At 41.9% G+C, this 24,930-nt stretch carries 18 protein-coding genes; 7 read left to right on the top strand and 11 right to left on the bottom strand.

The window, feature by feature from the left end:
- Positions 1 to 17: 17 nt before the first annotated feature.
- From AAC854_RS04680 to ansB, 7 genes are all read right to left on the bottom strand, one after another.
- Positions 18 to 2,363, bottom strand: coding sequence for a ComEC family protein (locus AAC854_RS04680; protein ID WP_340616090.1), 2,346 nt, complete (start codon positions 2,361 to 2,363; stop codon positions 18 to 20).
- Between the two features lie 224 nt (positions 2,364 to 2,587).
- Entirely contained in the window at positions 2,588 to 2,878 is a 291-nt protein-coding gene (gene ihfB / locus AAC854_RS04675; protein WP_340616089.1) for an integration host factor subunit beta, read from the bottom strand.
- A gap of 74 nt (positions 2,879 to 2,952) precedes the next feature.
- Positions 2,953 to 4,626: a 30S ribosomal protein S1 gene (rpsA, locus tag AAC854_RS04670; RefSeq protein WP_340616088.1), complete on the bottom strand. Its 1,674-nt coding sequence runs from the start codon at positions 4,624 to 4,626 to the stop codon at positions 2,953 to 2,955.
- 193 nt (positions 4,627 to 4,819) lie between these two features.
- Positions 4,820 to 5,506 carry a (d)CMP kinase gene (gene cmk / locus AAC854_RS04665; protein ID WP_047961961.1) on the bottom strand — a complete coding sequence of 229 codons (687 nt, stop codon included), beginning with the start codon at positions 5,504 to 5,506 and terminating at the stop codon, positions 4,820 to 4,822.
- A gap of 135 nt (positions 5,507 to 5,641) precedes the next feature.
- Positions 5,642 to 6,928: a 3-phosphoshikimate 1-carboxyvinyltransferase gene (gene aroA / locus AAC854_RS04660; protein WP_340616087.1), complete on the bottom strand. Its 1,287-nt coding sequence runs from the start codon at positions 6,926 to 6,928 to the stop codon at positions 5,642 to 5,644.
- Positions 6,929 to 7,036: 108 nt separating this feature from the next.
- The gene (gene serC, locus AAC854_RS04655; protein WP_340616086.1) at positions 7,037 to 8,125 is read right to left on the bottom strand and encodes a 3-phosphoserine/phosphohydroxythreonine transaminase; all 1,089 of its coding nucleotides are present in this window, start codon (positions 8,123 to 8,125) and stop codon (positions 7,037 to 7,039) included.
- A 664-nt stretch (positions 8,126 to 8,789) separates the two neighbouring features.
- Complete coding sequence (gene ansB / locus AAC854_RS04650; RefSeq protein ID WP_340616085.1) at positions 8,790 to 9,833, bottom strand: L-asparaginase 2; 1,044 nt, start codon at positions 9,831 to 9,833, stop codon at positions 8,790 to 8,792.
- 148 nt (positions 9,834 to 9,981) lie between these two features.
- On the opposite strand from ansB, the gene ycaO reads away from it, so the two are divergent.
- The 7 genes from ycaO to AAC854_RS04615 all read left to right on the top strand — a co-directional run bounded on the left by ycaO (position 9,982) and on the right by AAC854_RS04615 (position 19,801).
- The gene (gene ycaO, locus AAC854_RS04645) at positions 9,982 to 11,742 is read left to right on the top strand and encodes a 30S ribosomal protein S12 methylthiotransferase accessory factor YcaO (protein WP_340616084.1); all 1,761 of its coding nucleotides are present in this window, start codon (positions 9,982 to 9,984) and stop codon (positions 11,740 to 11,742) included.
- Positions 11,743 to 12,070: 328 nt separating this feature from the next.
- Positions 12,071 to 12,928 carry a formate transporter FocA gene (focA, locus tag AAC854_RS04640; RefSeq protein ID WP_340616083.1) on the top strand — a complete coding sequence of 286 codons (858 nt, stop codon included), beginning with the start codon at positions 12,071 to 12,073 and terminating at the stop codon, positions 12,926 to 12,928.
- Positions 12,929 to 12,983: 55 nt separating this feature from the next.
- A complete protein-coding gene (gene pflB / locus AAC854_RS04635; RefSeq protein ID WP_340616082.1) occupies positions 12,984 to 15,266 on the top strand; it encodes a formate C-acetyltransferase in 2,283 nt (760 codons plus the stop codon).
- A 121-nt stretch (positions 15,267 to 15,387) separates the two neighbouring features.
- Entirely contained in the window at positions 15,388 to 16,128 is a 741-nt protein-coding gene (pflA, locus tag AAC854_RS04630) for a pyruvate formate lyase 1-activating protein (protein WP_340616081.1), read from the top strand.
- A gap of 170 nt (positions 16,129 to 16,298) precedes the next feature.
- A complete protein-coding gene (locus AAC854_RS04625; protein ID WP_340616080.1) occupies positions 16,299 to 17,444 on the top strand; it encodes an endonuclease/exonuclease/phosphatase family protein in 1,146 nt (381 codons plus the stop codon).
- Positions 17,445 to 18,041: 597 nt separating this feature from the next.
- The gene (locus AAC854_RS04620; protein ID WP_340616079.1) at positions 18,042 to 18,857 is read left to right on the top strand and encodes a BPSS1780 family membrane protein; all 816 of its coding nucleotides are present in this window, start codon (positions 18,042 to 18,044) and stop codon (positions 18,855 to 18,857) included.
- Between the two features lie 119 nt (positions 18,858 to 18,976).
- Complete coding sequence (locus AAC854_RS04615) at positions 18,977 to 19,801, top strand: BPSS1780 family membrane protein (protein ID WP_340616078.1); 825 nt, start codon at positions 18,977 to 18,979, stop codon at positions 19,799 to 19,801.
- A 63-nt stretch (positions 19,802 to 19,864) separates the two neighbouring features.
- Here AAC854_RS04615 and serS read toward each other — a convergent pair whose 3' ends face one another.
- The 4 genes from serS to AAC854_RS04595 form a co-directional block, all read right to left on the bottom strand.
- On the bottom strand, positions 19,865 to 21,154 hold the full coding sequence (gene serS / locus AAC854_RS04610) for a serine--tRNA ligase (protein ID WP_047961950.1): 1,290 nt from the start codon (positions 21,152 to 21,154) through the stop codon (positions 19,865 to 19,867).
- 90 nt (positions 21,155 to 21,244) lie between these two features.
- Positions 21,245 to 22,588: a replication-associated recombination protein A gene (locus AAC854_RS04605; RefSeq protein WP_340616077.1), complete on the bottom strand. Its 1,344-nt coding sequence runs from the start codon at positions 22,586 to 22,588 to the stop codon at positions 21,245 to 21,247.
- Positions 22,589 to 22,595: 7 nt separating this feature from the next.
- On the bottom strand, positions 22,596 to 23,207 hold the full coding sequence (gene lolA, locus AAC854_RS04600) for an outer membrane lipoprotein periplasmic chaperone LolA (RefSeq protein WP_340616076.1): 612 nt from the start codon (positions 23,205 to 23,207) through the stop codon (positions 22,596 to 22,598).
- A gap of 73 nt (positions 23,208 to 23,280) precedes the next feature.
- Positions 23,281 to 24,930: DNA translocase FtsK (locus AAC854_RS04595; RefSeq protein WP_340616075.1), on the bottom strand; the 1,650-nt coding region annotated here is incomplete at its 5' end.

Genomic DNA, 24,930 nt, shown 5'->3' with positions numbered 1-24,930 from the left:
AGAAATAGCGGCTCATTCTACTCATGATCACCGCGAATACCAAACCACTGATGATACCATCGTGATACTATTTGTTGTCGATAACCTTCTAATTTAATGTGATCAAAATAAAAATAGCCGGTTATTTGACCAGAAACTGCGGTGCTACTCCATTGAATACCCGCATTTTTATAACGTTGTTTCACTTTAGCGGAAGGTAATCTCCACGGGCTATAGCGTGCAACTGAAGTCAACGCATATTCAGGCATGACTTTACGTATAAATATCGCGGTAGAGGAAGTATTACTCCCATGATGAGGAACTTGTAATATTGTGGCATTCAGTTCACCCTTCTCAAGTTCCAATAAGCGATATTCCCCCTGTTTCTCCAAATCACCTGTTAATAACAGACTGTATTTACCATCATCAATGCGAATCACGCAAGATTGATTATTTCCAACGACAGTTGCTTTTTCTGGCGGCCAGAGAACTTTAAAATTCAGCCCCTGCCACAGCCACTGTTTACCACGGATACAAGGTAAATGAGATTGATTCAGCAAAGGACTTCTAATTTGGATATCAGGGTAGTTGTCTCTGAGGTGTTCTACACCTCCTGTATGATCCAAATGATCATGGCTCAGGATTATTTGTTCTGCCGTCAATCGGTGCCAACGCAAATAAGGCACAATGACTTTTTCTGCCATACTGCCTGTTTCCCAGCGATTCCCTGTATCGAAAATTATCGCTTTCCCGCCCTTATCAATCACTACCGCCAGTCCGTGACCAATATCCAGCATGGAAAAACGCCATTGATGCTCATCAGAGCGTATTGAATAACAAGCAATAATGCTAATTGAAACTCCCAATAACCCTTTATAAGATTTCCACCAACCAAGACGCCAAATAACAACAAAAAACCAGCCGGCAAGCGTAATAACGATAGGATAATGCCCTGTTTCAATCCATGAGTGCGTTAAAATGGATAAAGGAGCCAAAGCAAAAGAAACACTGTAATCAACAAGTTGCCATAAGAACGGTTGGATAAGGGGAAGAAAAACACAAACTAATCCTGACATCACTAATGGCACAGATAAGAAAGAAATAATTGGAACAGCCCACAGATTAGCAACCAATGATGAAATATTAACGCCCTGAAATAACAAAAGCTGCAACGGTAACAACATTAGTATCATTCCCAATTGCATATGCAATCCACGCAGCCAAACCCATTTCCAACCATGACGCATTCTTTCTGGCAAGGGTATCCAGTGAAACCAAAATAGCAGTGCCATCACTGCGGTAAATGAAAGCCAAAAACTGTCGGAAAGTATTGCTAAAGGATCAAAAAATAAAATAAGCGCGGCACTCCATAAAGCCCATTGCCATGAAAAACAAAGCCTATTTTTACATCTCAGATACACCCACAACGTTAGCCCCAATATTGCCCGAATAGCCGGAATTCCCCATCCAGATAACCACCCATACAGCACGGCGGTTAACCAGCCTATAATTAATGGGAAGCAAAATCCAATCCATTTTGCAGGGAAGAAAAATTGTGCCATTCTTGCAAAACTCCAACCAAATAAGCTGGCCATTGCAATATGCAGCCCTGAAATTGCTATTAAATGTGCAATACCTGTCTGCTGTAACAGCAGGCGGGTAGGTTTATCCAACCAGGCTCTTTCGCCGAACGAAAGCGCCAACGCAATCCCTGCATGTTTTAATGACTGAATTTCTGGCAGAAGCTTATTAATGAAATTTTGTCGGAGGCTACAGTTTTTATTGAGTAATTTTGCCTGAATAATTTTTCCATTCAACGGCTGGCGAATAGAAAGTGAATATCGCTGGTTATCATAACTACCATGGTTTAATTGGGCATGAACAGGTCTGAGTTTCATTGTAACCTGCCATTTTTGGCCTGCGCATAATTGCTCTTGTGAACTCCATAATACCGATGCGTATAAAGCGGGGAAAATATATTTTCCATCACTTTCAATCAACCGAATGCGGTAACGTGCTTTTTGCTCACTCTCTTTCGTTTTATCTTCCAATGTTACGCTATCAATCATAACCGTTGCAGAACGAGTAGTTTCACTAAAATACGTTATTTTCGCTAATATCTGATGACCATGCCAACAACCGAAAATAAATGCCCATAATCCTATGGACATCACTCGAATGAACTTATAAGGCAAAAATAAAGATAAAATTGCAAGAAAAAGCAGGAAATTTATGATCTTTTGTTGAGGGAGTTCAGAAAGGAATAATAAAGGAAAAATGCCCAATACAACGGCTAGCGCAACCAAATTCAAACTGATAATGGGTGTTTTTTTCCACCAGGGACTGTATAAAAAATTAAAGATGAAGAAAATTATAGGCTGCATCCATTTATGCCTCTGCGTTGATATTCCATTCACGCCAGAGAGCCTATTGCATAATCAATATCACCACCAGTCGGATGAATGTCATTATGGAATCGCTTCGCAAATTAATTTTCAGGCAACAGAAACAACTCCCAAGGTAATGCGATTCTCTTCGCAAAAAATCAGATACACAAAAAAACGGCACCCTAAAGTGCCGTTAATTTAATTAAGTAATAACTGATATCTTAGCTATCGCTATAGATATTCACGCGGTCACGTAACTCTTTACCCGGCTTAAAGTGGGGAACGTATTTGCCGTCCAATTCCACTTTATCACCCGTTTTAGGGTTACGACCCACACGCGGAGCGCGGTAGTGAAGAGAAAAGCTGCCGAATCCGCGAACTTCAATACGTTCACCTGTGGCTAATGTTTCAGCCATATGATCAAGCATTTCTTTCACTGCATCTTCAACGGCTTTGGCCGGCATGTGAGATTGTTGCTCTGCAAGTCTTTCGATTAATTCAGACTTGGTCATAGTACCTCCCTAAACTACCGTATTCGGGTAATACTCTCGTTTAAGAAAATATTACCCGCCGTTATTGACTTAGATTATTCGCCTTTAGCTGCTTTGAAAGCTTCAGCCATTGCGTTGTTAGCGAAGTTTGTATCTTCTTGTTTGTTCACAGAAGCGATAGCGTCTTTTTCATCAGCTTCGTCTTTTGCACGAACAGACAGGTTGATTACGCGATTCTTGCGGTCAACGCCAACATATTTAGCTTCAACTTCATCGCCAACGTTCAGAACTTGAGTTGCATCTTCAACGCGGTCACGAGAAGCTTCTGATGCACGCAGGTAACCTTCAACGCCGTCAGCTAATTCAACTGTAGCACCTTTTGCATCAACTGCAGTTACTTTACCAGTAACAATTGTACCTTTCTTGTTTACAGACAGGTAATTGTTGAATGGATCTTCTGCCAGTTGTTTGATGCCCAGAGAGATACGCTCACGCTCTGCATCAACTTGCAGAACTACAGCAGCAATTTCGTCGCCTTTCTTGTATTCACGAACTGCTTCTTCGCCTGCAACGTTCCAGGAGATGTCAGACAGGTGAACCAGACCGTCGATGCCGCCGTCCAGACCGATGAAGATACCGAAGTCAGTGATAGACTTGATCTTACCTTCAACGCGGTCGTTTTTGTTGTGAGTCTCAGCAAATTGCTGCCAAGGGTTAGATTTACACTGCTTCAGGCCCAGGGAGATACGACGACGTTCTTCATCGATATCCAGAACCATAACTTCCACAACATCACCAACGTTAACAACTTTGGATGGGTGGATGTTTTTGTTGGTCCAATCCATTTCTGAAACGTGTACCAGACCTTCAACGCCTTCTTCGATTTCAACGAAGCAGCCGTAGTCAGTCAGGTTAGTTACGCGACCAGTCAGTTTAGTACTTTCTGGATAACGTTTAGCGATTGCTACCCATGGATCTTCGCCCAATTGCTTCAGACCCAGAGATACGCGAGTACGCTCACGGTCGAATTTCAGTACTTTAACTGTGATTTCATCGCCCACATTGACGATTTCGCTTGGGTGTTTAACACGTTTCCAAGCCATATCAGTAATGTGCAGCAGGCCATCAACGCCGCCCAGATCAACGAATGCACCGTAGTCAGTCAGGTTCTTAACGATACCTTTAACTTCCATGCCTTCTTGCAGATTTTCCAGCAGCTGATCGCGCTCTGCACTGTTTTCAGATTCGATAACAGCACGACGAGAAACAACTACGTTGTTGCGTTTCTGATCCAGCTTGATGACTTTGAACTCAAGCTCTTTGCCTTCAAGGTGAGCAGTGTCACGAACTGGGCGAACGTCAACCAGTGAACCTGGCAGGAACGCACGGATACCGTTCAGTTCTACAGTAAAGCCGCCTTTAACTTTGCCATTGATAACACCAGTGACAGTTTCAGCTTCTTCGTATGCTTTTTCCAGCATCAGCCATGCTTCGTGACGTTTTGCTTTTTCACGGGACAGGATAGTTTCACCGAAACCATCTTCTACCGCATCCAGAGCTACGTCGATTTCATCGCCAACTTGGATTTCCAGCTCGCCTTGAGCGTTTTTGAATTGTTCTACAGGAATTGCAGATTCAGATTTCAGACCTGCGTCAACCAATACAATGTCTTTATCGATAGCAACTACAACACCACGTACGATTGCACCTGGACGAGTTTCAATAGCCTGTAGGGATTCTTCAAAGAGTTGAGCAAAAGATTCTGTCATGTTAATGATCTTCAAGGTTTTTAATTAACGTCCATTTAGCATCCGGCCGAATGGGGTTGTTTTACATACCTCGCAACGTCTCCCTGTTACAAGGTGTTTTGGTATGCCAGCATATTTCACTACCCACACACCAGAATTCTATATACATCTTCTTGATATGCTACTGCAATAGCATATTCGCGAAAATTAATGCTTATGCTGGTATTTCCAGCGCATTTTTCGCATAAGTCAGTGCTTTATCAATCACTTCTTCGATAGACATGCTGGTCGAGTCTAAGATCAATGCATCTTGTGCAGGCACTAATGGCGCAGCTGCCCGATTGCGGTCACGGAAATCTCGTTCCTGTATTTCGGACAAAAGGCGTTCAAAGTTAACACTAAAACCTTTCTCCTGCAACTGTAACATGCGTCTACGGGCGCGTTCTTCTGCACTTGCATCAAGAAATATCTTCACTGGCGCATCAGGAAACACAACCGTTCCCATGTCACGACCATCCGCAATCAGGCCAGGAGAGATGCGGAAAGCCCGCTGACGACGCAAGAGCGCTTCACGGACACGCGGAAATGTTGCTGCCTGCGAAGCCGTATTCCCGACAGTTTCGGTACGGATTTCATTGCTGACATCTTCGCCTTCCAAAATAACCCGAAGCTTGCCATTTGCAGGCACAAAACGAACATCCAGATTGGCAGCCAGAGGAACCAGGGCGTCTTCAGACTGGATATCTACCTGATGGTGGATAGCAGCCAGTGCCAGCACACGATAAATGGCGCCTGAATCAAGTAATTGCCAATTTAACGCTTCTGCCAATGCCTGACACAGTGTTCCCTTGCCAGCACCACTTGGCCCATCAACGGTTATTACAGGGGCTATCGCCGCCATCATTCTCCTCCTTTTCGCATAACATTCGCACAACAGACAGGTCATCTACCGAATGCGGGAATTGCTCAATTAACAAGCAATAAAAAGTCTGACTTATTATACGCACTCAGCAGATGAGCGAAACACTATTCCTATCTATTTTGTATTTTGACTGAGCTTTTCAAGTTGATTGAAATAATCAGGGAATGTTTTTGCTGTACAACCTGGATCAAGAATGGTGATTGGCGTATCCGACAAGGCCACCAGCGAAAAACACATCGCAATCCGGTGATCATTATAGGTTTCAATTTCAGCATGGTTGAGTGTTTTTGGTGGAATTACGCGGATATAGTCATGCCCTTCTTCTACTTCTGCGCCTATTTTGCGTAATTCAGTCGCCATTGCATTGAGTCGATCCGTTTCTTTTACCCGCCAGTTATAGATATTGCGGATAACCGTTTCTCCCTGAGCAAACAGAGCCGTTGTTGCAATGGTCATGGCGGCATCAGGAATTGCATTCATGTCCATATCAATGCCAGTTAATGTACCGCGCTCGCATTCAACAAAGTCATCACCCCAACGAATAATTGCGCCCATTTTCTCCAGTACATTGGCAAATTTGGTATCCCCTTGCAGGCTATTTCTGCCAATACCTGTAACACGCACCGTTCCGCCTTTAATCGCCGCCGCTGCCAGAAAATAAGATGCTGATGAAGCATCTCCTTCTACTAAATACTGCCCCGGAGACAAATATTGTTGCTGTCCTTTAATGTAAAAAATCTGATATTGGTGATTACTTACCGTCACGCCAAAGCTTTTCATCAGCGCCAACGTAATATCAATATAAGGTTTAGAAACCAAATCACCTTGGATATGGATTTCTGTATCGTTATCCGCCAAGGGTGCAGCCATTAGCAAGGCTGTCAGGAATTGGCTCGAAACACTGCCGTCTACGGTAACTTTTCCTCCAGAAAATCCGCCCTTGATGTGCAGTGGCGGATAATTTTCCTGTTCAAGATAGACAATTTCTGCCCCACCTTGACGCAGGGCATCTACCAAGTGACCAATTGGGCGCTCTTTCATTCGTGGTTCACCAGTCAGCACTACGTTATTGCCGCCTAAGCATAGTGCCGCTGCCAATGGGCGCATTGCTGTACCAGCATTACCCAAAAACAGTTCTATCCCACTTTTACCCGCAATACGCCCCCCAATACCATCGACTTCACAAATGGTACGGTCGCCGGACAGGCGATAGGAAATACCTAACGCAGTCAGAGCATTAAGCATGTAACGAATATCGTCACTATCCAATAAATTAGTGAGCCGGGTCGTTCCTTTAGCAAAAGCAGCAAGTAACAGAGCACGATTGGAAACACTCTTAGAGCCGGGCAGGTTAATTGTTCCATTAATACGGAAAATAGGTTGTAACGTCAGGGATTGCATAAGGAAGGGTGTCTCCGGTTTTTAACACACTATATTTTTAATTTGGTTTGTGGGATAAAGCGAGAATATTAATATCGGGAGGTTCTATCCTCCCGATGAGAAAAAACATTATGCGTTATGGCGTTCAAAATCAGCCATAAACTCAGCCAACGCTTTTATACCTTCATAAGGCATAGCGTTATAAATGGAAGCACGAGCACCACCTGCAACTTTGTGTCCTTTCAATGCGTGTAGCCCACTTGCGTATGCCCCTTCCAAAAACTGACCATCCAGCGCCGGATTAGCCAATTGGAATGGAACATTCATGATAGAACGGTTTTGAGGTGCAACCCGGTTGATATACAAATCGCTATTATCAATGGCACGATAGAGGTGTTCTGCTTTTGCATGATTGCGTTTTTTGATTTCTTGCAGCCCTCCCTGCTCTTTCAGCCATTTGAATACCATGCCAGACAGATACCATGCAAATGTGGGGGGGGTGTTGTACATAGAGCCGTATTGAGCTTGCACGGTATAATCCAGAATGGATGGAGTATGTTTGTGTGCTTTACCCAATAGGTCTTCACGGATAATGACCACGGTAATTCCTGCTGGCCCAATATTTTTTTGTGCGCCGGCATAAATAACGCCATAACGACTAACATCAATGGGTGCAGAGAGAATGGTTGAAGAATAATCGGCAATCACAATTTTATCATCACCAAAATCAGGCTCTTCAAAAATTGCAACGCCTTCAATCGTTTCATTAGGGCAATAATGGATATAAGCGGCATCACTGCTCAAAGCCCATTCACTCATCGGCTTCACACTGGTTACGCCCTCTGTTTCCATCCTGATATCAATGACGTTTGGTGTGCAATATTTTTCTGCTTCTTTCGCTGCACATTCAGACCAATAGCCACTAACAATATAATCTGCTGTTGTTTTGTCACCCAGTAAATTCAGTGGCAATGCTGAGAATTGCCCACGAGCCCCACCATGGCAAAAAAGCACCTTGTAATTCTCAGGTATTGCTAATAAATCTCGGAGATCTTTTTCTGCTTCTGCCGCAACAGCCACAAATTCTTTGCTGCGGTGGCTAATTTCCATCACCGATGTTCCCAGGCCGTGCCAGCTACAAAGCTCCTGTTCTGCACGGCGCAATACTTCTGCTGGTAACATAGCTGGACCAGCGCTGAAATTATATACCTGACTCATTAACCTCAACCTCACCCTATCAATGGATACAAATAAAATCGGACCTATTGGTTTTATCACTCCCGCTCTACCGCTGCAATGGTTATTAGAAAATTGTTGCAATTTATTGTAAAATAGGTCATTTAGCTATCTTATTAATGGTCGGAATATTAAAAATAGTTCATGTCAATTAATATGTAAAAATTGATAAATAAAATCTTTTAGTTAAAACCAAGATCAATACTTAATCATTTGAATAAATACAACGTATTGGTTAAGTAAATAATTTTTTAAAATAACATTTTTTAGTAGGTTAATAAAATAAGATTGTCTGTAGATAATATGGCATCAGAAATAGACAATATCCATTATGTCCAATTACAGAACTATCCAACTTATTGGGTTACATTAGATCATTATGCTGCATCAATAATATATAAAAACATCAATGGAGTGGTTAAAGAGCAATTTAGAAAAAGCCTATTCCAGAGGAAAAGTAAGTATTCTTAATTTTCATGATGGCGCTGAACACTTCACTCAAAAAAAATACTGATGAACAGAAAAAAGAATTCAAGATTTTCAAAGTAGTTGTGGGAAATAAATTTTCTAACTTAGTCAGTAGAATTAAAAATTAGAATATAAAAAGGCGCATTTAATGCGCCTTTTTATATAATTAAATCAGGAATTAATACTTACTGAACATATCCTGAATTTTTGCCACATCAGTAGTCTGAGTCAGCGCCAATTGCAGAAGAATGCGCGCTTTCTGTGGGTTCAAACGCTCAGACGCTACAAATCCATACTTGCTGTCGTTAACTTCCGCATTCTTGGTCGTGTAACCAAAAGGAATACGGCTGGAGCGCACAACAACAACACCCTCTTTAGCTGCTTTAGTCAACGTATCGAAAATGGATTTATAGATATTACCGTTACCTACACCCGCACTAATAATGCCCTGATAACCATTTTCAACGAAAGCTTTCGCTGGCAGATCAGATGCGTTGGAGTAGTTATAAACAATGCCAACTTTTGGCAGTTTGTCCAATTCGCTAACATCAAAAGCCGCTTTGTTAGTTTTTACTGGCGCTGCGGAATAGTAGTTAACTTTGCCGTTATGAACAAAACCCTGTGCACCGGAATTTACAGCCTGAAATGCCTGAACTTCCGTTGTGCTCAATTTACCGATATCACGACCATGGATAACGGAATCATTCATCGCCAGCAAAACGCCACGGTTTGCAGAGTTTTTATCCGCAGCAACAACAACCGCGTTGTACAAGTTCAATGGACCATCAGCACCCAAAGCGGTGGATGGGCGCATAGCACCAACCATCACGATAGGTTTTTGGCATTGAGTCGTTAAATCAAGGAAGTAAGCTGTTTCTTCCATGGTATCAGTACCATGGGTGATAACGAAACCATCGGTTTTATCACAATCGGCATTGATTTTTTTCGCCAGAGTCAACCAAACCTGATCGTTCATGTCCTGCGAACCAATGCTAACAACTTGCTCGCCTTTTAAATCAGCAATATTTCTGATTGCCGGAACTGCGTTCAGCAATGAATCAACACCGACTTTACCTGCGGTATAACTAGATTGAGTTGCAGATTCACCACCCCCGGCAATCGTACCACCAGTTGCCAGAACAGTAATGTTTGGCAAAGCGAAAGCAGAACCGCTAACTAAAGCCAGAAAACCGGCTATTGCTGTTATTTTAGTCTTTTTCATTATTCAACCTCTTGTAAAAAAAGCCATTTTATTATGTAAACCAAGAATAAATAAACTCTAATTAACAATAATTTTTGGGAATTGATAGAGCGGATAAAAAAAACGCCGTATGATATGCGGTCTTTAGCATAAATTGAAGTGAATCACGATGACGCAAACCTATATCCCAGGCAAAGATGCCGCATTGGAAGACTCCATTAATCGTTTCCAGCACAAGCTGGAATCTCTCGGTTTTAATATTGAAGAAGCCTCATGGCTGAATCCTGTACCAAATGTCTGGTCAGTACATATCCGCGATCGTGACTGCCCTCTGTGCTTTACCAATGGCAAGGGAGCCAGCAAAAAAGCAGCATTGGCTTCTGCATTGGGAGAATATTTTGAACGTCTATCGACAAACTATTTTTTTGCTGACTTTTACCTTGGCGATACTGTTGCCAAAGGCGAATTTGTTCATTATCCGAATGAAAAATGGTTCCCTCTGCCGGAAGATGATTCTCTGCCAGAAGGGATTTTAGATGAGCGCCTGCATCGTTTTTACGATCCAGATAATGCGCTCTGCGCCAGCCAATTGATTGACCTGCAATCGGGTAATGAGAAACGTGGTATCTGTGCCTTACCCTTCACGCGCCAATCGGATAATCAGGCGATTTATATTCCGATGAACATTATCGGAAATTTGTATGTTTCAAACGGCATGTCCGCCGGAAATACCATGAACGAAGCCCGCGTTCAGGGGTTGTCTGAAGTGTTCGAACGTTATGTGAAAAACCGCATTATCGCAGAACGCATCAGCTTGCCTGAAATTCCACAGGATATGATGAACCGCTATCCTGCCGTAGTTGAAGCAGTCAGCAAATTGCAGGAAGAAGGCTTCCCGCTTTATTGCTACGATGCCTCGCTCGGTGGTCAATTCCCTGTAATTTGTGTTGTATTGTTCAATCCGAATAATGGTACTTGCTTCGCATCCTTTGGTGCTCATCCTGATTTTGGCGTTGCGCTGGAACGCACTGTTACAGAGCTGTTGCAAGGGCGTAGCCTGAAAGATCTGGATGTCTTTACTCCACCAAGTTTTGATGATGAAGAAGTCTCTGAACATACTAATCTGGAAACTCACTTTATTGATTCGAGCGGTGCGATCAGTTGGGATCTTTTCAAACAGGATGCCGATTATGAGTTTGCTGCTTGGAGTTTCAGTGGCACGACAGAGGAAGAGTTTGCCACTCTGATGGGAATCTTTAATACACTGGATGCTGAAGTCTACATTGCAGATTACGAACATCTTGGCGTTTACGCATGTCGTATTCTGGTTCCCGGCATGTCAGATATTTATCCGGTTGAAGATTTACACATTGCCAATAACACGATGGGCACACATCTGCGTGACACGATCCTGACATTACCGGACAGCCAATGGCAGCCGGAAGAATATCTTGCCTTCCTCGAACTATTGGACGATGAAGGGCTGGATGATTTCACCCGCGTTCGTGAATTATTGGGTATTGCTGCGGGTAAAGATAACGGCTGGAGCAATCTGCGTATCGGTGAACTGAAATCTATGCTGGCACTGGCTGGTAACGACCTGGAACAAGCCCTGATCTGGGTTGAATGGACACAGGATTTCAATGCCTCTGTCTTTACCGCTGAGAGAGCTAATTACTATCGCTGCCTGCAAACACTGCTGCTATTGACTCAGGAAGAAGATCGCGAACCAGCACAGTATTACCAAGCATTCGTTAAGATGTATGGGCAAGATACTGTTGATGCTGCTTCCGCTGCTATTGTTGGAGAGAACTGTTTCCACGGTTTATGGTCTGTTGATTCAGAATTAAAAGCATTGCCCGCGCATCAGGCATTGTTGAATGCTTATGAAAAACTGCAAAAAGCTAAGCGTGAGTTTTGGGCAAAATAATTAAACTGTTACTTTAAAGTTTATTAACCATAAAAAGTAAAATTCAGGTTAAATATAATTTATTTTAAAACAACAAATAAATGACAATTTAACCTGTTATTTTACTTTCCCACCTGAAACTCCCAAAACCCTCCGTATAAAATATTTTTATAAATTTTAAAAAATATTTTTCATTATAAATCAAAATATTAAAATAAAAACCCTGCATTTTGCCAACCATGGCTCGCCAAACTTTCGGGCTAATATGATCCATATCAAATTCAGGTCAATGTCCATTTGTTACTATCATTGCGTGCTACAATTATTTAAGGATAAAGAGAGTGTTAGGATGAAAACTGACAACCCTTTTAATTTATTTCCACCTGCTGTAATGGCACAAATCGCTGATGATAGTGGTGTATATAAAGTCAATAAACACCCCACAGTGACGTACTTATCGGCAATCATGGCAGGTGTGTTTATCTCCATTGCTTTTGTTTTTTATATTACGGCAACAACAGGAACCTCATCCATTCCTTATGGATTAGCAAAATTGACGGGCGGGATCTGCTTTTCCCTTGGCTTGATGCTGGTGGTTATATGTGGTGTTGATCTTTTCACTTCCACGGTATTGACGATCATTTCAAAAGCAACGGGGCGCATTACGTGGCCACAGATGTTCAAGAACTGGATTAATGTTTATATCGGTAATCTGATTGGCGCATTATTTTTTGTGGCCCTAATTTGGTTCTCAGGCCAGTATGCCGTTGCCAATGGTGCCTGGGGGCTGAATGTATTACAGACAGCGGATCATAAAATGCACCATACCTTTATTGAAGCGGTATGTTTGGGTATTTTAGCCAATTTGATGGTCTGCCTTGCGGTTTGGATCAGCTATGCCGGACGCAGTTTGACCGATAAATTATTCGCGTTGATACTCCCGATTGGGATGTTTGTTGCCAGCGGCTTTGAACACAGTATCGCTAATATGTTTTTAATTCCGTTCGGGATCGTCATCAGAAACTTCGCGCCAGATGAATTCTGGATGAAAGTGGGAGCAACCCCCGAACAGTTTTCTCAACTCACCATTTCGAACTTTATTACCGATAATCTGATCCCTGTAACGATAGGTAACATTATTGGTGGTGCTGTATTAGTTGGGTTGACTTACTGGTTTATTTATTTACATGGCGGCAAAAAGCATTAACTGTGCCTCTACGCCAGATTTATTAAAATTTCCACTGTTAAAAGGTAGAAGTATCATGTCCGAGTTAAATGAAAAATTTTCTGTAGCATGGCAAGGCTTTAACGAGGGTAGCTGGCAAAATGAAGTCAATGTTCGTGATTTCATCCAGAAAAACTATACTCCGTATGAAGGTGATGAATCATTCCTTGCAGGCGCCACAAAAGAGACTGATATTTTGTGGGAAAAAGTCATGGAAGGTATCAAAATCGAAAACCGTACTCATGCACCGGTAGATTTTGATACTAACGTTGCGTCTACAATTACCTCTCATGATGCTGGTTATATTGCAAAAGATCTGGAACAAATCGTTGGCCTGCAAACTGAAGCACCGCTGAAACGTGCCATTATTCCATTTGGCGGCATTAAAATGGTTGAAAGTTCCTGCAAAGCCTATAACCGCGAACTGGATCCAAAACTGAAACAGATTTTCACTGAATATCGTAAAACCCACAATCAGGGGGTATTCGATGTTTATACACCTGATATCCTGAAATGCCGTAAATCTGGTGTATTGACTGGACTGCCTGATGCTTATGGCCGTGGACGCATTATCGGTGATTATCGTCGTGTTGCGCTATACGGTATTGACTTCCTGCGTGATGAAAAATATGCCCAGTTCACTTCCCTACAGGAAAAACTGGAAAACGGCGAAGATCTGGAATCGACTATCCGCCTGCGCGAAGAAATTTCTGAACAGCACCGTGCTCTTGGTCAAATGAAAGAGATGGCAGCGAAATATGGCTACGATATCTCCAACCCGGCTACCAATGCCAAAGAAGCGGTACAATGGACTTATTTTGCCTATCTGGCAGCAGTTAAATCTCAGAACGGCGCAGCAATGTCCTTCGGTCGTGTTTCCAGCTTTCTGGATATCTACATCGAACGCGATATTAACGCGGGTAAACTGACAGAAGAGCAAGCCCAAGAGCTGATCGATCATCTGGTCATGAAACTGCGCATGGTGCGTTTCCTGCGTACTCCAGAATATGATGAGCTGTTCTCCGGTGACCCAATCTGGGCAACTGAATCACTGGCAGGTATGGGTTTAGACGGTCGTACTCTTGTAACTAAAAACAGCTTTCGTTTCCTGAACACACTGTACACCATGGGGCCATCCCCAGAGCCTAACATGACCATTCTGTGGTCTGAAAAACTGCCGATTAGCTTCAAAAAATTCGCAGCAAAAGTTTCTATCGATACTTCATCTCTGCAATATGAAAACGATGATTTAATGCGTCCCGACTTCAACAGCGATGACTATGCTATCGCATGCTGCGTCAGCCCAATGATCGTCGGTAAACAAATGCAGTTCTTCGGTGCCCGTGCAAACCTTGCAAAAACCATGTTGTATGCCATCAACGGCGGCGTGGATGAAAAACTGAAAATGCAGGTTGGCCCGAAAGAAGAGCCAATGAAAGACGCAGTGCTTGATTATGACAAAGTGATGGATCGCATGGATCACTTCATGGATTGGTTGGCAAAACAGTATGTCACAGCCCTGAACATCATCCACTACATGCACGACAGATACAGCTATGAAGCTTCATTAATGGCACTGCATGATCGTGATGTGTTCCGTACCATGGCATGCGGTATCGCGGGTCTGTCCGTAGCGGCTGATTCACTGTCTGCAATTAAGTATGCGAAAGTTTCCCCAGTCCGTGATGAAGATGGTTTGGCAACTGATTTCAACATCGAAGGTGAATACCCACAATTCGGTAACAACGACCCTCGTGTCGATGATATTGCTTGTGATCTGGTTGAACGCTTCATGAAAAAAATCCAGAAACTGCAAACATACCGCAATGCGACTCCAACACAGTCTGTACTGACCATTACTTCAAACGTCGTTTATGGCAAGAAAACAGGTAATACCCCTGATGGACGTCGTGCCGGTGCTCCATTTGGGCCAGGCGCTAACCCAATGCACGGGCGTGACCAAAAAGGTGCGGTTGCTTCACTGACCTCCGTTGCTAAACTACCATTTGCCTATGCTAAAGATGGTATTTCATATACCTTCTCCATCGTACCGAACGCCTTGGGTAAAGATGATGATGTACGCAAAGCAAATCTGGCAGGCTTAATGGATGGCTATTTCCATCACGAAGCAGATATCGAAGGCGGTCAACATCTGAATGTCAACGTAATGAATCGTGAGATGTTATTGGATGCAATGGAAGATCCTGAAAAATATCCTCAGTTGACTATTCGCGTATCCGGTTATGCAGTACGTTTCAATTCGCTGACTAAAGAACAGCAACGAGATGTGATTACCCGTACATTTACTCAATCAATGTAAATAACCAGAATAGCTGCATCGAAAGTGTCATTATTTTCTGATGAAATAAAATGACATACACTAAAGGCCCCTCCACAATCGGGGCCTTTATCAGCTTGTCAGTATTTGGAGAAATCCTTTCATGTCCGTACTTGGTCGTATCCACTCTTTTGAATCTTGCGGAACCGTTGATGGTCCCGGTATCCGTTTTATCGCGTTTTTCCAAGGCTGCCTGATGCGCTGCCTCTATTGCCACAACCGCGATACTTGGGATACCCATGGCGGAAAAACCGTGACAGTTGAAGAATTAATAAAAGAAGCAACGACTTATCGTCATTTTATGAACGCTTCTGGTGGTGGCGTTACAGCTTCTGGGGGCGAAGCCATTCTTCAGGCTGAGTTTGTCCGCGACTGGTTCAGGGCTTGCCATGCAGAAGGCATTCACACCTGTCTGGATACCAATGGCTTTGTTCGCCGTTATGATCCTGTGATCGATGAATTACTGGACGATACCGATTTGGTTATGCTGGATTTAAAGCAGCTTGACGATAGCATTCACCAAAAATTAGTCGGTGTTTCAAATCATCGGACTCTCGAATTTGCCCGTTATCTGGCAAAACGTAATCAAAAAGTTTGGATTCGCTATGTCGTCGTCCCCGGTTGGTCGGATGATGATCAATCAGTTCATCTGCTTGGTGAATTTACCAAGGATATGAAAAACATTGAGAAAATTGAATTATTACCTTATCACGAACTTGGTAAACATAAATGGATTGCAATGGGCGAAGAATATAAACTAGAAGGTATCAAGCCTCCATCAAAAGAGACAATGGATAGGGTAAAAGAAATTTTGAGTCGTTATGGGCATCATGTGATCTACTAGATTTATCCCTCTTCTAATCAAAAACTGGCAGCAATTATTTGATGCCAGTTTTATACTAAATAGTTATCTTAGCCCTCAAATCTGTTCTTATATTTTCTACCCATAATATTGAATAATTATTTAATTTCAGCAATATTATCACAATATTCTGTTGTTACTCCGAGGGCATTATGATGAAAAACTTTATTTTTTCTTTATTTAGCGCATGTATATTATTAACTTCGTTAAATATTCAAGCTAATGAGACAGTATTAAAAACCAATAAACAGGCATACGAAAACAATGATAATACATTGATAAACTTTGATGAAAAACCCAAAAACAATAATATTAAAATTTATAGCAATGGTAAAAACAATAAAATCACATTAAAAGTTCTCACGTTAAATACTTGGCAAGAGGGTGTTATAGTAAAAGGCGGTTATGAAGGCATCATAAATGCCATCATTTCTACTAACGCTGATCTTATAGCGCTTAGTGAAGTTGAAAATTATAATAATATTGATTTTACTAAACGCTTAGTAAAAACGCTTAATGACAAAGGAATAAAATATTATTCTTACAAATCAAAAAATGATGCCAGTATTCTTTCTCGTTACCCTATAATCAAACATAGTAATTTTGACAGATTTACCAAAGCATTAATTAAAATAAATAACACTTATATAGATTTTTACTCCGGCCATTTAGATTATAAAAACGCTGCCTATTACCTTCCCAAAGGTTATGATGGTAATACTTTTAAAGAGTTAGCCGATGGTCCAGATACTAATATTGATAATATATTGAAAGAAAACAATCAATCCCAACGTCCAAACTCTATTAAATTATTAATAAATGATGCTCAAAATGAAATCAACAATAATCATTTGATTATATTGGCTGGTGATTTTAATGAACCTTCTTGGATGGATTGGTCAGAGAAAACGAAAAACCTTTTCGATCATAACGGAACTGTGGTTCCTTGGACGAGTAGTAAATTATTAACTGATTCAGGTTATCTTGATACTTATCGAATAAAATATCCCGATCCAGTCGCTTACCCAGGCTTTACTTGGCCAGCAAATAATACATATGTTGATATCAAAAAGCTTATATTGGCCCCAAAAGCAGATGAACGCGAGCGGATTGATTTCATTTTTTTCCACAATAACCCACGATTAACAATTCAGGATGCAGTTATCATTGGCCCTTCCAGTAGTATTGTTAAAAGCAAACGTGTCCAAGAAACCTCCCAAGATAAGTTTAAACAACCTAAAGGCGTTTGGCCTACTGACCACAAAGGGGTATTAGTGACTTTTGATTTAAGATCCTAACTATTTAATATAAATTACTTATCCAAAAACATAAGGCTGAATAATGATAAATTCATCCCATTTATTAATTCTGACTAGTTATAGTAATATCAGGCTGTACTCAGCCTGATATTACCCAAATAAAAAGACAGATAGCGCTTTCATGTTTCTTTTTTGATTACATAAGTTAACTATAACTAATTAATATTTAATAAAATTCATAGAAAAACACCATTCAAATAATGGTGAAACATTAACCACTGGATATGAAGAACATACGACCTTAAACCAGAACAAATTGCTGGCATTGAGTAGGAGTTTTAATTTAAATAAATTCAATTTTTGATATTAAAGATAAGTTTATTTGCTTTACATCCATATAAATAAGTTAATTTAACTAAAATCATATTGTCATAAACGACAAAAAACACTTCAATTTACTCAGTAACACTGATAAAACCACTATTAATCTACTGATAGAATGACAATTAATACTTGTTGATTAATAATTTTTATATGATAATTCTGCTGTTTTCTCTAACAATTTGTGTTAACGGAATGGAAATAGAGAAAAACTAATTCGACAATAGCCATTCAATAAGATAAATCGGAAAAAAAATGGATAATCAAGAGATTAATTTGAATTCAGGAGAAAACAACGTTTCCCTGAGCAAAGAAAAAAGCACATTCATTCCTGGTGGTCGAGCAGTAGGAGCTGGAGCAGCAACAGAGTGGATTGGTAACGCATGGGAGATGTTTAAAGCAAGTCCACTGAAATGGATACTGATGACTTTAATTTACATAGTTATTCTGATAATAGCTCAGTTTATTCCTTTACTTGGTATCTTGGCTGTGATATTCGGTCCAGTATTCGTTGCAGGTTTCATCGCTGCAAGTGAGAAACAAAGAACAACAGCTGACTTTGACATTGAGTCAATTTTCTACGGATTTAAAAATAAGTTGGGTTCATTAGTTGCTGTTGGTGGACTTTACTTTGTCTTATATCTGCTTGGCTTTATTGCTGCTATGATTATTGGCGGTGCAAGTATATTTCAATTGATTTTATCAGGGCAAGACCCAGATCTAGCATTATTAATAGGTAGCTTTTCTACCTTTTTATTAGCAATTGTTATTCTATACATTTTCATAATAGTTGCCTTAGCATTTATCTGGTTTGCCCCTGCTCTGATCATCATTAATGATTTAAAATTTGGCGAAGCAGTTTCAATGAGTCTTAGTGCTGTAAGGAAAAACCTATTTGGTGGTTTTCTCTTTTTCTTGTTGATGGGCATCCTGATGTTTGTTTCCGCGATTCCATTATTATTGGGTCTGCTTGTGACAATCCCTGTGTACATGATAACTTATTACACAACCTATCGTAGTATCTTTTATACTCCAGAAGAAAAAGAAACAAAATCGAGTTTAATCGTTTAAATTTTTACTGACAGATATCCATATGTAAAAGGCGCTAAAAAATAGCGCTTTTTTTTATTATCACTTAGCACATGGTGTTCCCAGATAAAAAATATTAATAATCAGGAGATTAAAAAATAATGGATAACCCCAATATTGATCAAAACTTGGAAAACACATCTAATAACGCGACTAATGACAACAGCATATTTATTCCCAATGGCCAGACAATTAATGTAAGCGCAACCATCGGTTGGATAGGTGATGCGTGGGATTTTATAAAACCTAAACTTGGTATGTGGATAGTAATGGGAATTATCTATGGGATCATCCAATTAGGCCTGATATTTATCCCCCGTTTTGGTTTTATTCTTCCAAATTTATTAGACCCTTTATTTGTCGCTGGCATTATAGCCATTTGTGAAAGGCAAAGAATTAGCGGTAAATTCGAGTTAGGACGTTTTTTTGATGGATTTAAATATAAATGTGGTGGCCTGCTTGTCGTTGGTTTAATCGTTTGTGGAATACAAATGATAAGTTCCCTGCTTATCGCACTCATTGATGGTAACGATCTCTATCAAGCAGTTTTTGATGATCTCTATTCATCCATAAGTTATGACTCAATCATAACTTATAATGATTCAGAATTATCATTTTTATCCTTGGTGATTGCCCTAATTTCCCTGTTTTTATCCACTGCATGTTCTTGGTTTGCTCCTGCACTGATTATCCTTAAAGATTTCAACGTAGGAAAAGCTCTTTCAATCAGTCTCAATGCTATATCGAAAAATATTTTAGGAGTAATATTATTTTTCATTTTTATGTATCTTTTGATATTGATTTCTACACTTCCTCTATTCTTGGGGGTCTTGCTAACAGCACCGTTGTATATGGCAACCTCTTATTCCTCCTATCGTCGTGTTTTTTACAAAAAATCGGAATCCCTCGAACAAGCTGTAAAATAATTAAACCCGATGAGAAATAAAAAAGCGCCAATTCGGCGCTTTTTTATTAAAGAATACACGTTATTAACCAATGTATTCCAATCCGTTCATATAAGGACGCAATACTTCTGGAATTTCAATACGTCCATCTGCCTGCTGATAGTTTTCCATCACCGCAACCAGTGTACGGCCTACCGCCAGACCAGAACCATTCAGTGTATGCACCAACTGGGTTTTCTTGTCATCTTTACCGCGGAAACGCGCCTGCAAACGACGAGCCTGAAAATCCCACGTATTAGAGCAAGATGAGATTTCGCGGTAAGTATTTTGCGCTGGCAGCCAAACTTCCAGATCGTAAGTTTTTCTTGCGCTCGCTCCCATATCCCCCGTACACAGCAACATCTTGCGGTAAGGCAAGTTCAGCAACTGCAATACTTTTTCGGCATGCCCTGTCAATTCCTCCAGTGCATCCATGGATTTTTCAGGATGAACAATCTGAACCAATTCAACTTTATCAAATTGGTGCATACGAATAAGACCACGGGTATCACGCCCATAAGAACCCGCTTCAGAACGGAAGCAAGGTGTATGTGCTGTCATTTTCAGTGGTAATTCGCTTTCATCCAGAATTTCATCACGAACCAAATTCGTAACAGGGACTTCAGCCGTTGGGATCAACGCATAGTTACTGCCAGATTCTTCTTCCAGCGGTCTGGTGTGGAACAGATCTTCGCCGAACTTAGGCAATTGACCCGTACCATATAGGGAATCGTGGTTAACTAAGTAAGGAACATAAGTTTCCAGATAACCGTGCTGCTCAGTATGCAGATCCAGCATGAACTGTGCGATAGCACGATGCAGACGGGCAAGCTGGCCTTTCATTACGACAAAGCGCGAACCCGTTAATTTTACCGCAGCAGCAAAATCAAGACCGCCAGTCAATTCACCCAGTGATACATGATCTTTGATTTCAAAGTCATACTGACGAGGCTCACCCCAACGACTCATTTCCAGATTGTCACTGTCATCTTTTCCATCAGGAGAAGAATCATCCGGGATATTCGGCATGCTTAATGCAAGAGTACGGATCTCAGCCTGCAACGCTTCCAGTTCAGCTTTTGCTGAATCCAGTTTTTCTCCCAATTGATTCACTTCCTGGCGCAGTGGTTCAATATCTTCACCACGGGCTTTCGCTGCACCAATAGACTTCGATCGGGAGTTACGTTCTGCTTGCAGGGTTTCAGTTTCAACTTGTAAAACTTTGCGGCGCTCTTCTAATTTGCGCAGCATCTCCACATCAAGGGTATAACCCCTGCGAGCCAGTTTTTCGGCGACTGCGTCTAGCTCATTACGCAGTATATTTGGATCGAGCATGCTAGTCCTGTGCTTGTTGTTATTGAGAAAATTGTTATTGAGAAAACATGATGAAATCTGTTGGATATAAACCTTACCGTATCAAAGAGATTAACGATAGCGTTTTATCAGGCTATTTTTATCCTGTTCCATTAACCAGTTTAACTTCTCTCCAATCTTACCTTCCAGCCCTCTGGTTGTCGGGTAATAGTAGCGTATTTGCTGCATTTCCGGTGGGAAATAAACTTCACCGGCAGCATAAGCATTCGTTTCATCATGGGCATAGCGGTATGCTTCGCCAAGCCCCATCTCTTTCATTAACTTAGTCGGCGCATTACGCAAATGGGCCGGTACGTCATAATCAGGTTTGTCCTGCGCATCCGCCATTGCCGCCTTAAATGCTGTATAAACCGCATTACTTTTTGGTGCACACGCGAGATAAACAATTGCCTGTGCTATCGCTCGTTCTCCTTCCGCCGCCCCCACACGAGTGAAGCAATCCCATGCGGCAATGGCGACCTGCATTCCGCGTGGATCAGCATTCCCTACATCTTCAGAAGCAATCGCCAATAATCGGCGGGCAACATAAAGTGGATCGCCGCCTGCGGTAATAATTCGGGCATACCAATAAAGCGCGGCATCAGGCGCTGAACCACGGACTGACTTATGTAAGGCAGAAATTAAATCGTAAAATCGATCACCTTTATTATCAAAGCGTGCACTCCGCTCTCCACTGACCTCTTTCAGCAATTCCGGTGTCAGGACTCTCTGCCCCTGCGAATTTGCTTCTGCCATATCTGACATCATTTCCAGTAAGTTCAGTGAACGGCGGGCATCTCCAGCAACAAGCTCTGCTATCATCTGGCGGGTATTATCCGGCAATATGATATTTTGCCCGCCAATACCACGCTCTTTGTCGTTCATCGCCTGTATAAGTACTTGCTCAATTTCTGCCGCTGAGAGTGACTTCAATAAGTAAACACGAGCCCGTGACAACAAAGCTGAATTTAATTCGAATGACGGGTTTTCAGTCGTGGCGCCAATAAATGTGATAGTGCCGTCTTCAATATGCGGCAAAAACGCATCCTGTTGGCTTTTATTAAATCGGTGAACTTCATCAACGAATAAGATAGTTCTGCGCCCTGCATTACGATTTTGACGTGCTTTTTCTATAGATTCACGAATTTCTTTAATACCGGAGGTCACTGCTGAAATACGTTCAATATCAGCTTGTGCATAGTGCCCGATAATTTCAGCCAGTGTTGTTTTTCCTGTTCCTGGTGGGCCCCATAAAATCATGGAATGGAGATGACCAGCTCGAATTGCCCTTGGCAAAGGTTTTCCTTCTGCCAACAAATGTTGCTGACCAATATAATGATCTAATGTGCCTGGCCGCATTCTTGCGGCCAGTGGCTGAAATTCATTTTGTGAAAAGTCGAGTGAAAAATTGTTCACTTAAACCTCACTGGCGTTGATCATCCAGCGTGACACCTTCTGGTACGGTAAATTTAAATTTCGCCGCATCTACATTGGTGTTTTGCTGCCCTTTCAATTGATAAGCGCTTTTTTGCCCGTCCTGTTCAACCGCTGTGAACTTCTGAATTGTTCCCTCTGGAGTCACGGTAATCGAAAAATGTTTTAGATTGCCACTCGCATTAGTGGGAGTCAGTTCAAAGTTATTATTGCTTTGCACAACTTTGTACTGTTTCCAATCAGCAGGGTCATTACGCGCAATTAACATAAATGGTGTATTCCCCGTTGCATCTTTTAACCAGTTTGCAGTCACCTGTTCAACAAAGGGATTATAAAACCACAAGGTACTGCCATCAGAAACCAAAACGCTTTCATCAGGTGACGTCATATGCCAGTTAAACAAATTAGGGCGTTTGATCCAAAGTTCACCTTCTCCTTTTTGGATCGTTGAACCATCATTACTCGTAACTGTTTGAGTAAAGCTGGCATGAAAACTATTTACCTTTCCCAAACGCCCTTGCAGATCCTGAGTCGCATCAGCCCATGCAGAACCCACGCTCACACCCATCATCAGACAACCAATTAACATCAGTTTTTTCATGTGCGAGATACCTTCAATTCGTATTTATTCCCGGCCCTAATGGCCGATACCACGTTATATTTTACAATTGTGATTAATGTTCGTGCGGCGGAGGCGCCAAAACTTCACGATTGCCATTATGACCAGGTACACTAACAATCTGTTGTGCTTCCATTTGTTCAACAATCCGGGCTGCCCGGTTATATCCGATGCGGAATTGGCGTTGCACACCCGAAATGGAAACCCGACGTTTTTCAACCACAAATTCAACGGCTTGATCAAATAAGGGATCGAGTTCTTCATCGCTATCAAACCCTAAACCACCTTCACCATCTTCTCCGCCTTTGATAATGCTATCAATGTATTGAGGGCGACCACGGGCTTTCCAGTCATTAACCACTTCGTGAACTTCCTGATCGCGTACAAATGCACCATGAACACGCACAGGAATGGAAGAGTTCGGTGCCAGATAAAGCATATCCCCCATACCAAGCAATGATTCTGCACCACCTTGATCAAGAATGGTACGGGAATCGATTTTACTGGAAACGGTAAATGCAATACGTGTCGGAATATTTGCCTTAATCAATCCAGTGATAATATCAACAGAGGGGCGTTGTGTTGCCAATACTAAGTGGATACCTGCTGCGCGTGCTTTCTGAGCCAAACGCGCAATTAATTCTTCCACCTTTTTCCCTACCGTCATCATTAAATCGGCAAATTCATCAACCATCACAACGATATAAGGCTCTTTTTTCAGCACAGGATGCGTAACATCCATACTATCACCCGGTTTCCAGAATGGATCAGGGATTGGGCGCCCCATATTTTCCGCTTGTTTGATTTTGTCGTTGTAACCGGCGAGATTACGTACACCCAAGGCTGACATCAGTTTGTAGCGTCGTTCCATCTCATTCACACACCAACGCAATGCATTGGCGGCATCTTTCATATCGGTGACAACTTCGGTCAACAAGTGTGGAATCCCTTCATAAACCGATAGCTCAAGCATTTTAGGGTCGATCATGATAAAGCGAACATCTTCTGGTTTCGCTTTATACAGGATACTGAGGATCATAGCGTTGACCCCTACCGATTTACCCGATCCGGTTGTCCCTGCAACCAGCAGGTGAGGCATTTTGCCCAGATCAGCCACAACCGGCTGCCCTGCAATATCTTTTCCAAGAACGATAGTCAATGGTGATGGGTTATCACGGAATTTCTCACAATCCAATACTTCCCGCAGGTAAACTGTTTGCCGTTTCTTATTGGGTAGTTCCAAACCAACATAAGGTTTTCCCGGAATCACTTCAACAATACGAACGGCTACCGCTGAAAGTGAACGAGCAAGGTCACGCGATAAGTTGGAAATACGGGAAGCTTTAACTCCGGGTGCTAGATCCAGTTCAAATCGTGTAATGACAGGGCCGGGAGAAAACCCAACAACGTCCGCTTTGACGCGATAATCATTCAAGCGCACTTCAATCAAACGAGAGGTTTGTTCAAGAGCAAACATATCAACCGGCTCTTCTTCCGCTGTCGGTTTTGCCAGAAGATCCAGAGAAGGCATCGGCGTCGTCGATTTCGGCAATGGTTGATCATTGCGTATCAAAAACGGATGGAACAGGCTATCTTGCTGCGGTTGCTGCGGTTGCTGCGGTTGCTGCGGTTGCTGCGGTTGCTGCGGTTGCTGCGGTTGCTGCGGTTGCTGCGGTTGCTGCGGTTGCTGCGGTTGCTGCGGTTG

Source organism: Xenorhabdus entomophaga (assembly GCF_037996725.1).
Lineage (GTDB): Bacteria > Pseudomonadota > Gammaproteobacteria > Enterobacterales > Enterobacteriaceae > Xenorhabdus > Xenorhabdus khoisanae.
Note: the sequence above shows the minus strand (reverse complement) of the source record. Positions and strands in the feature narration are given on the sequence as shown.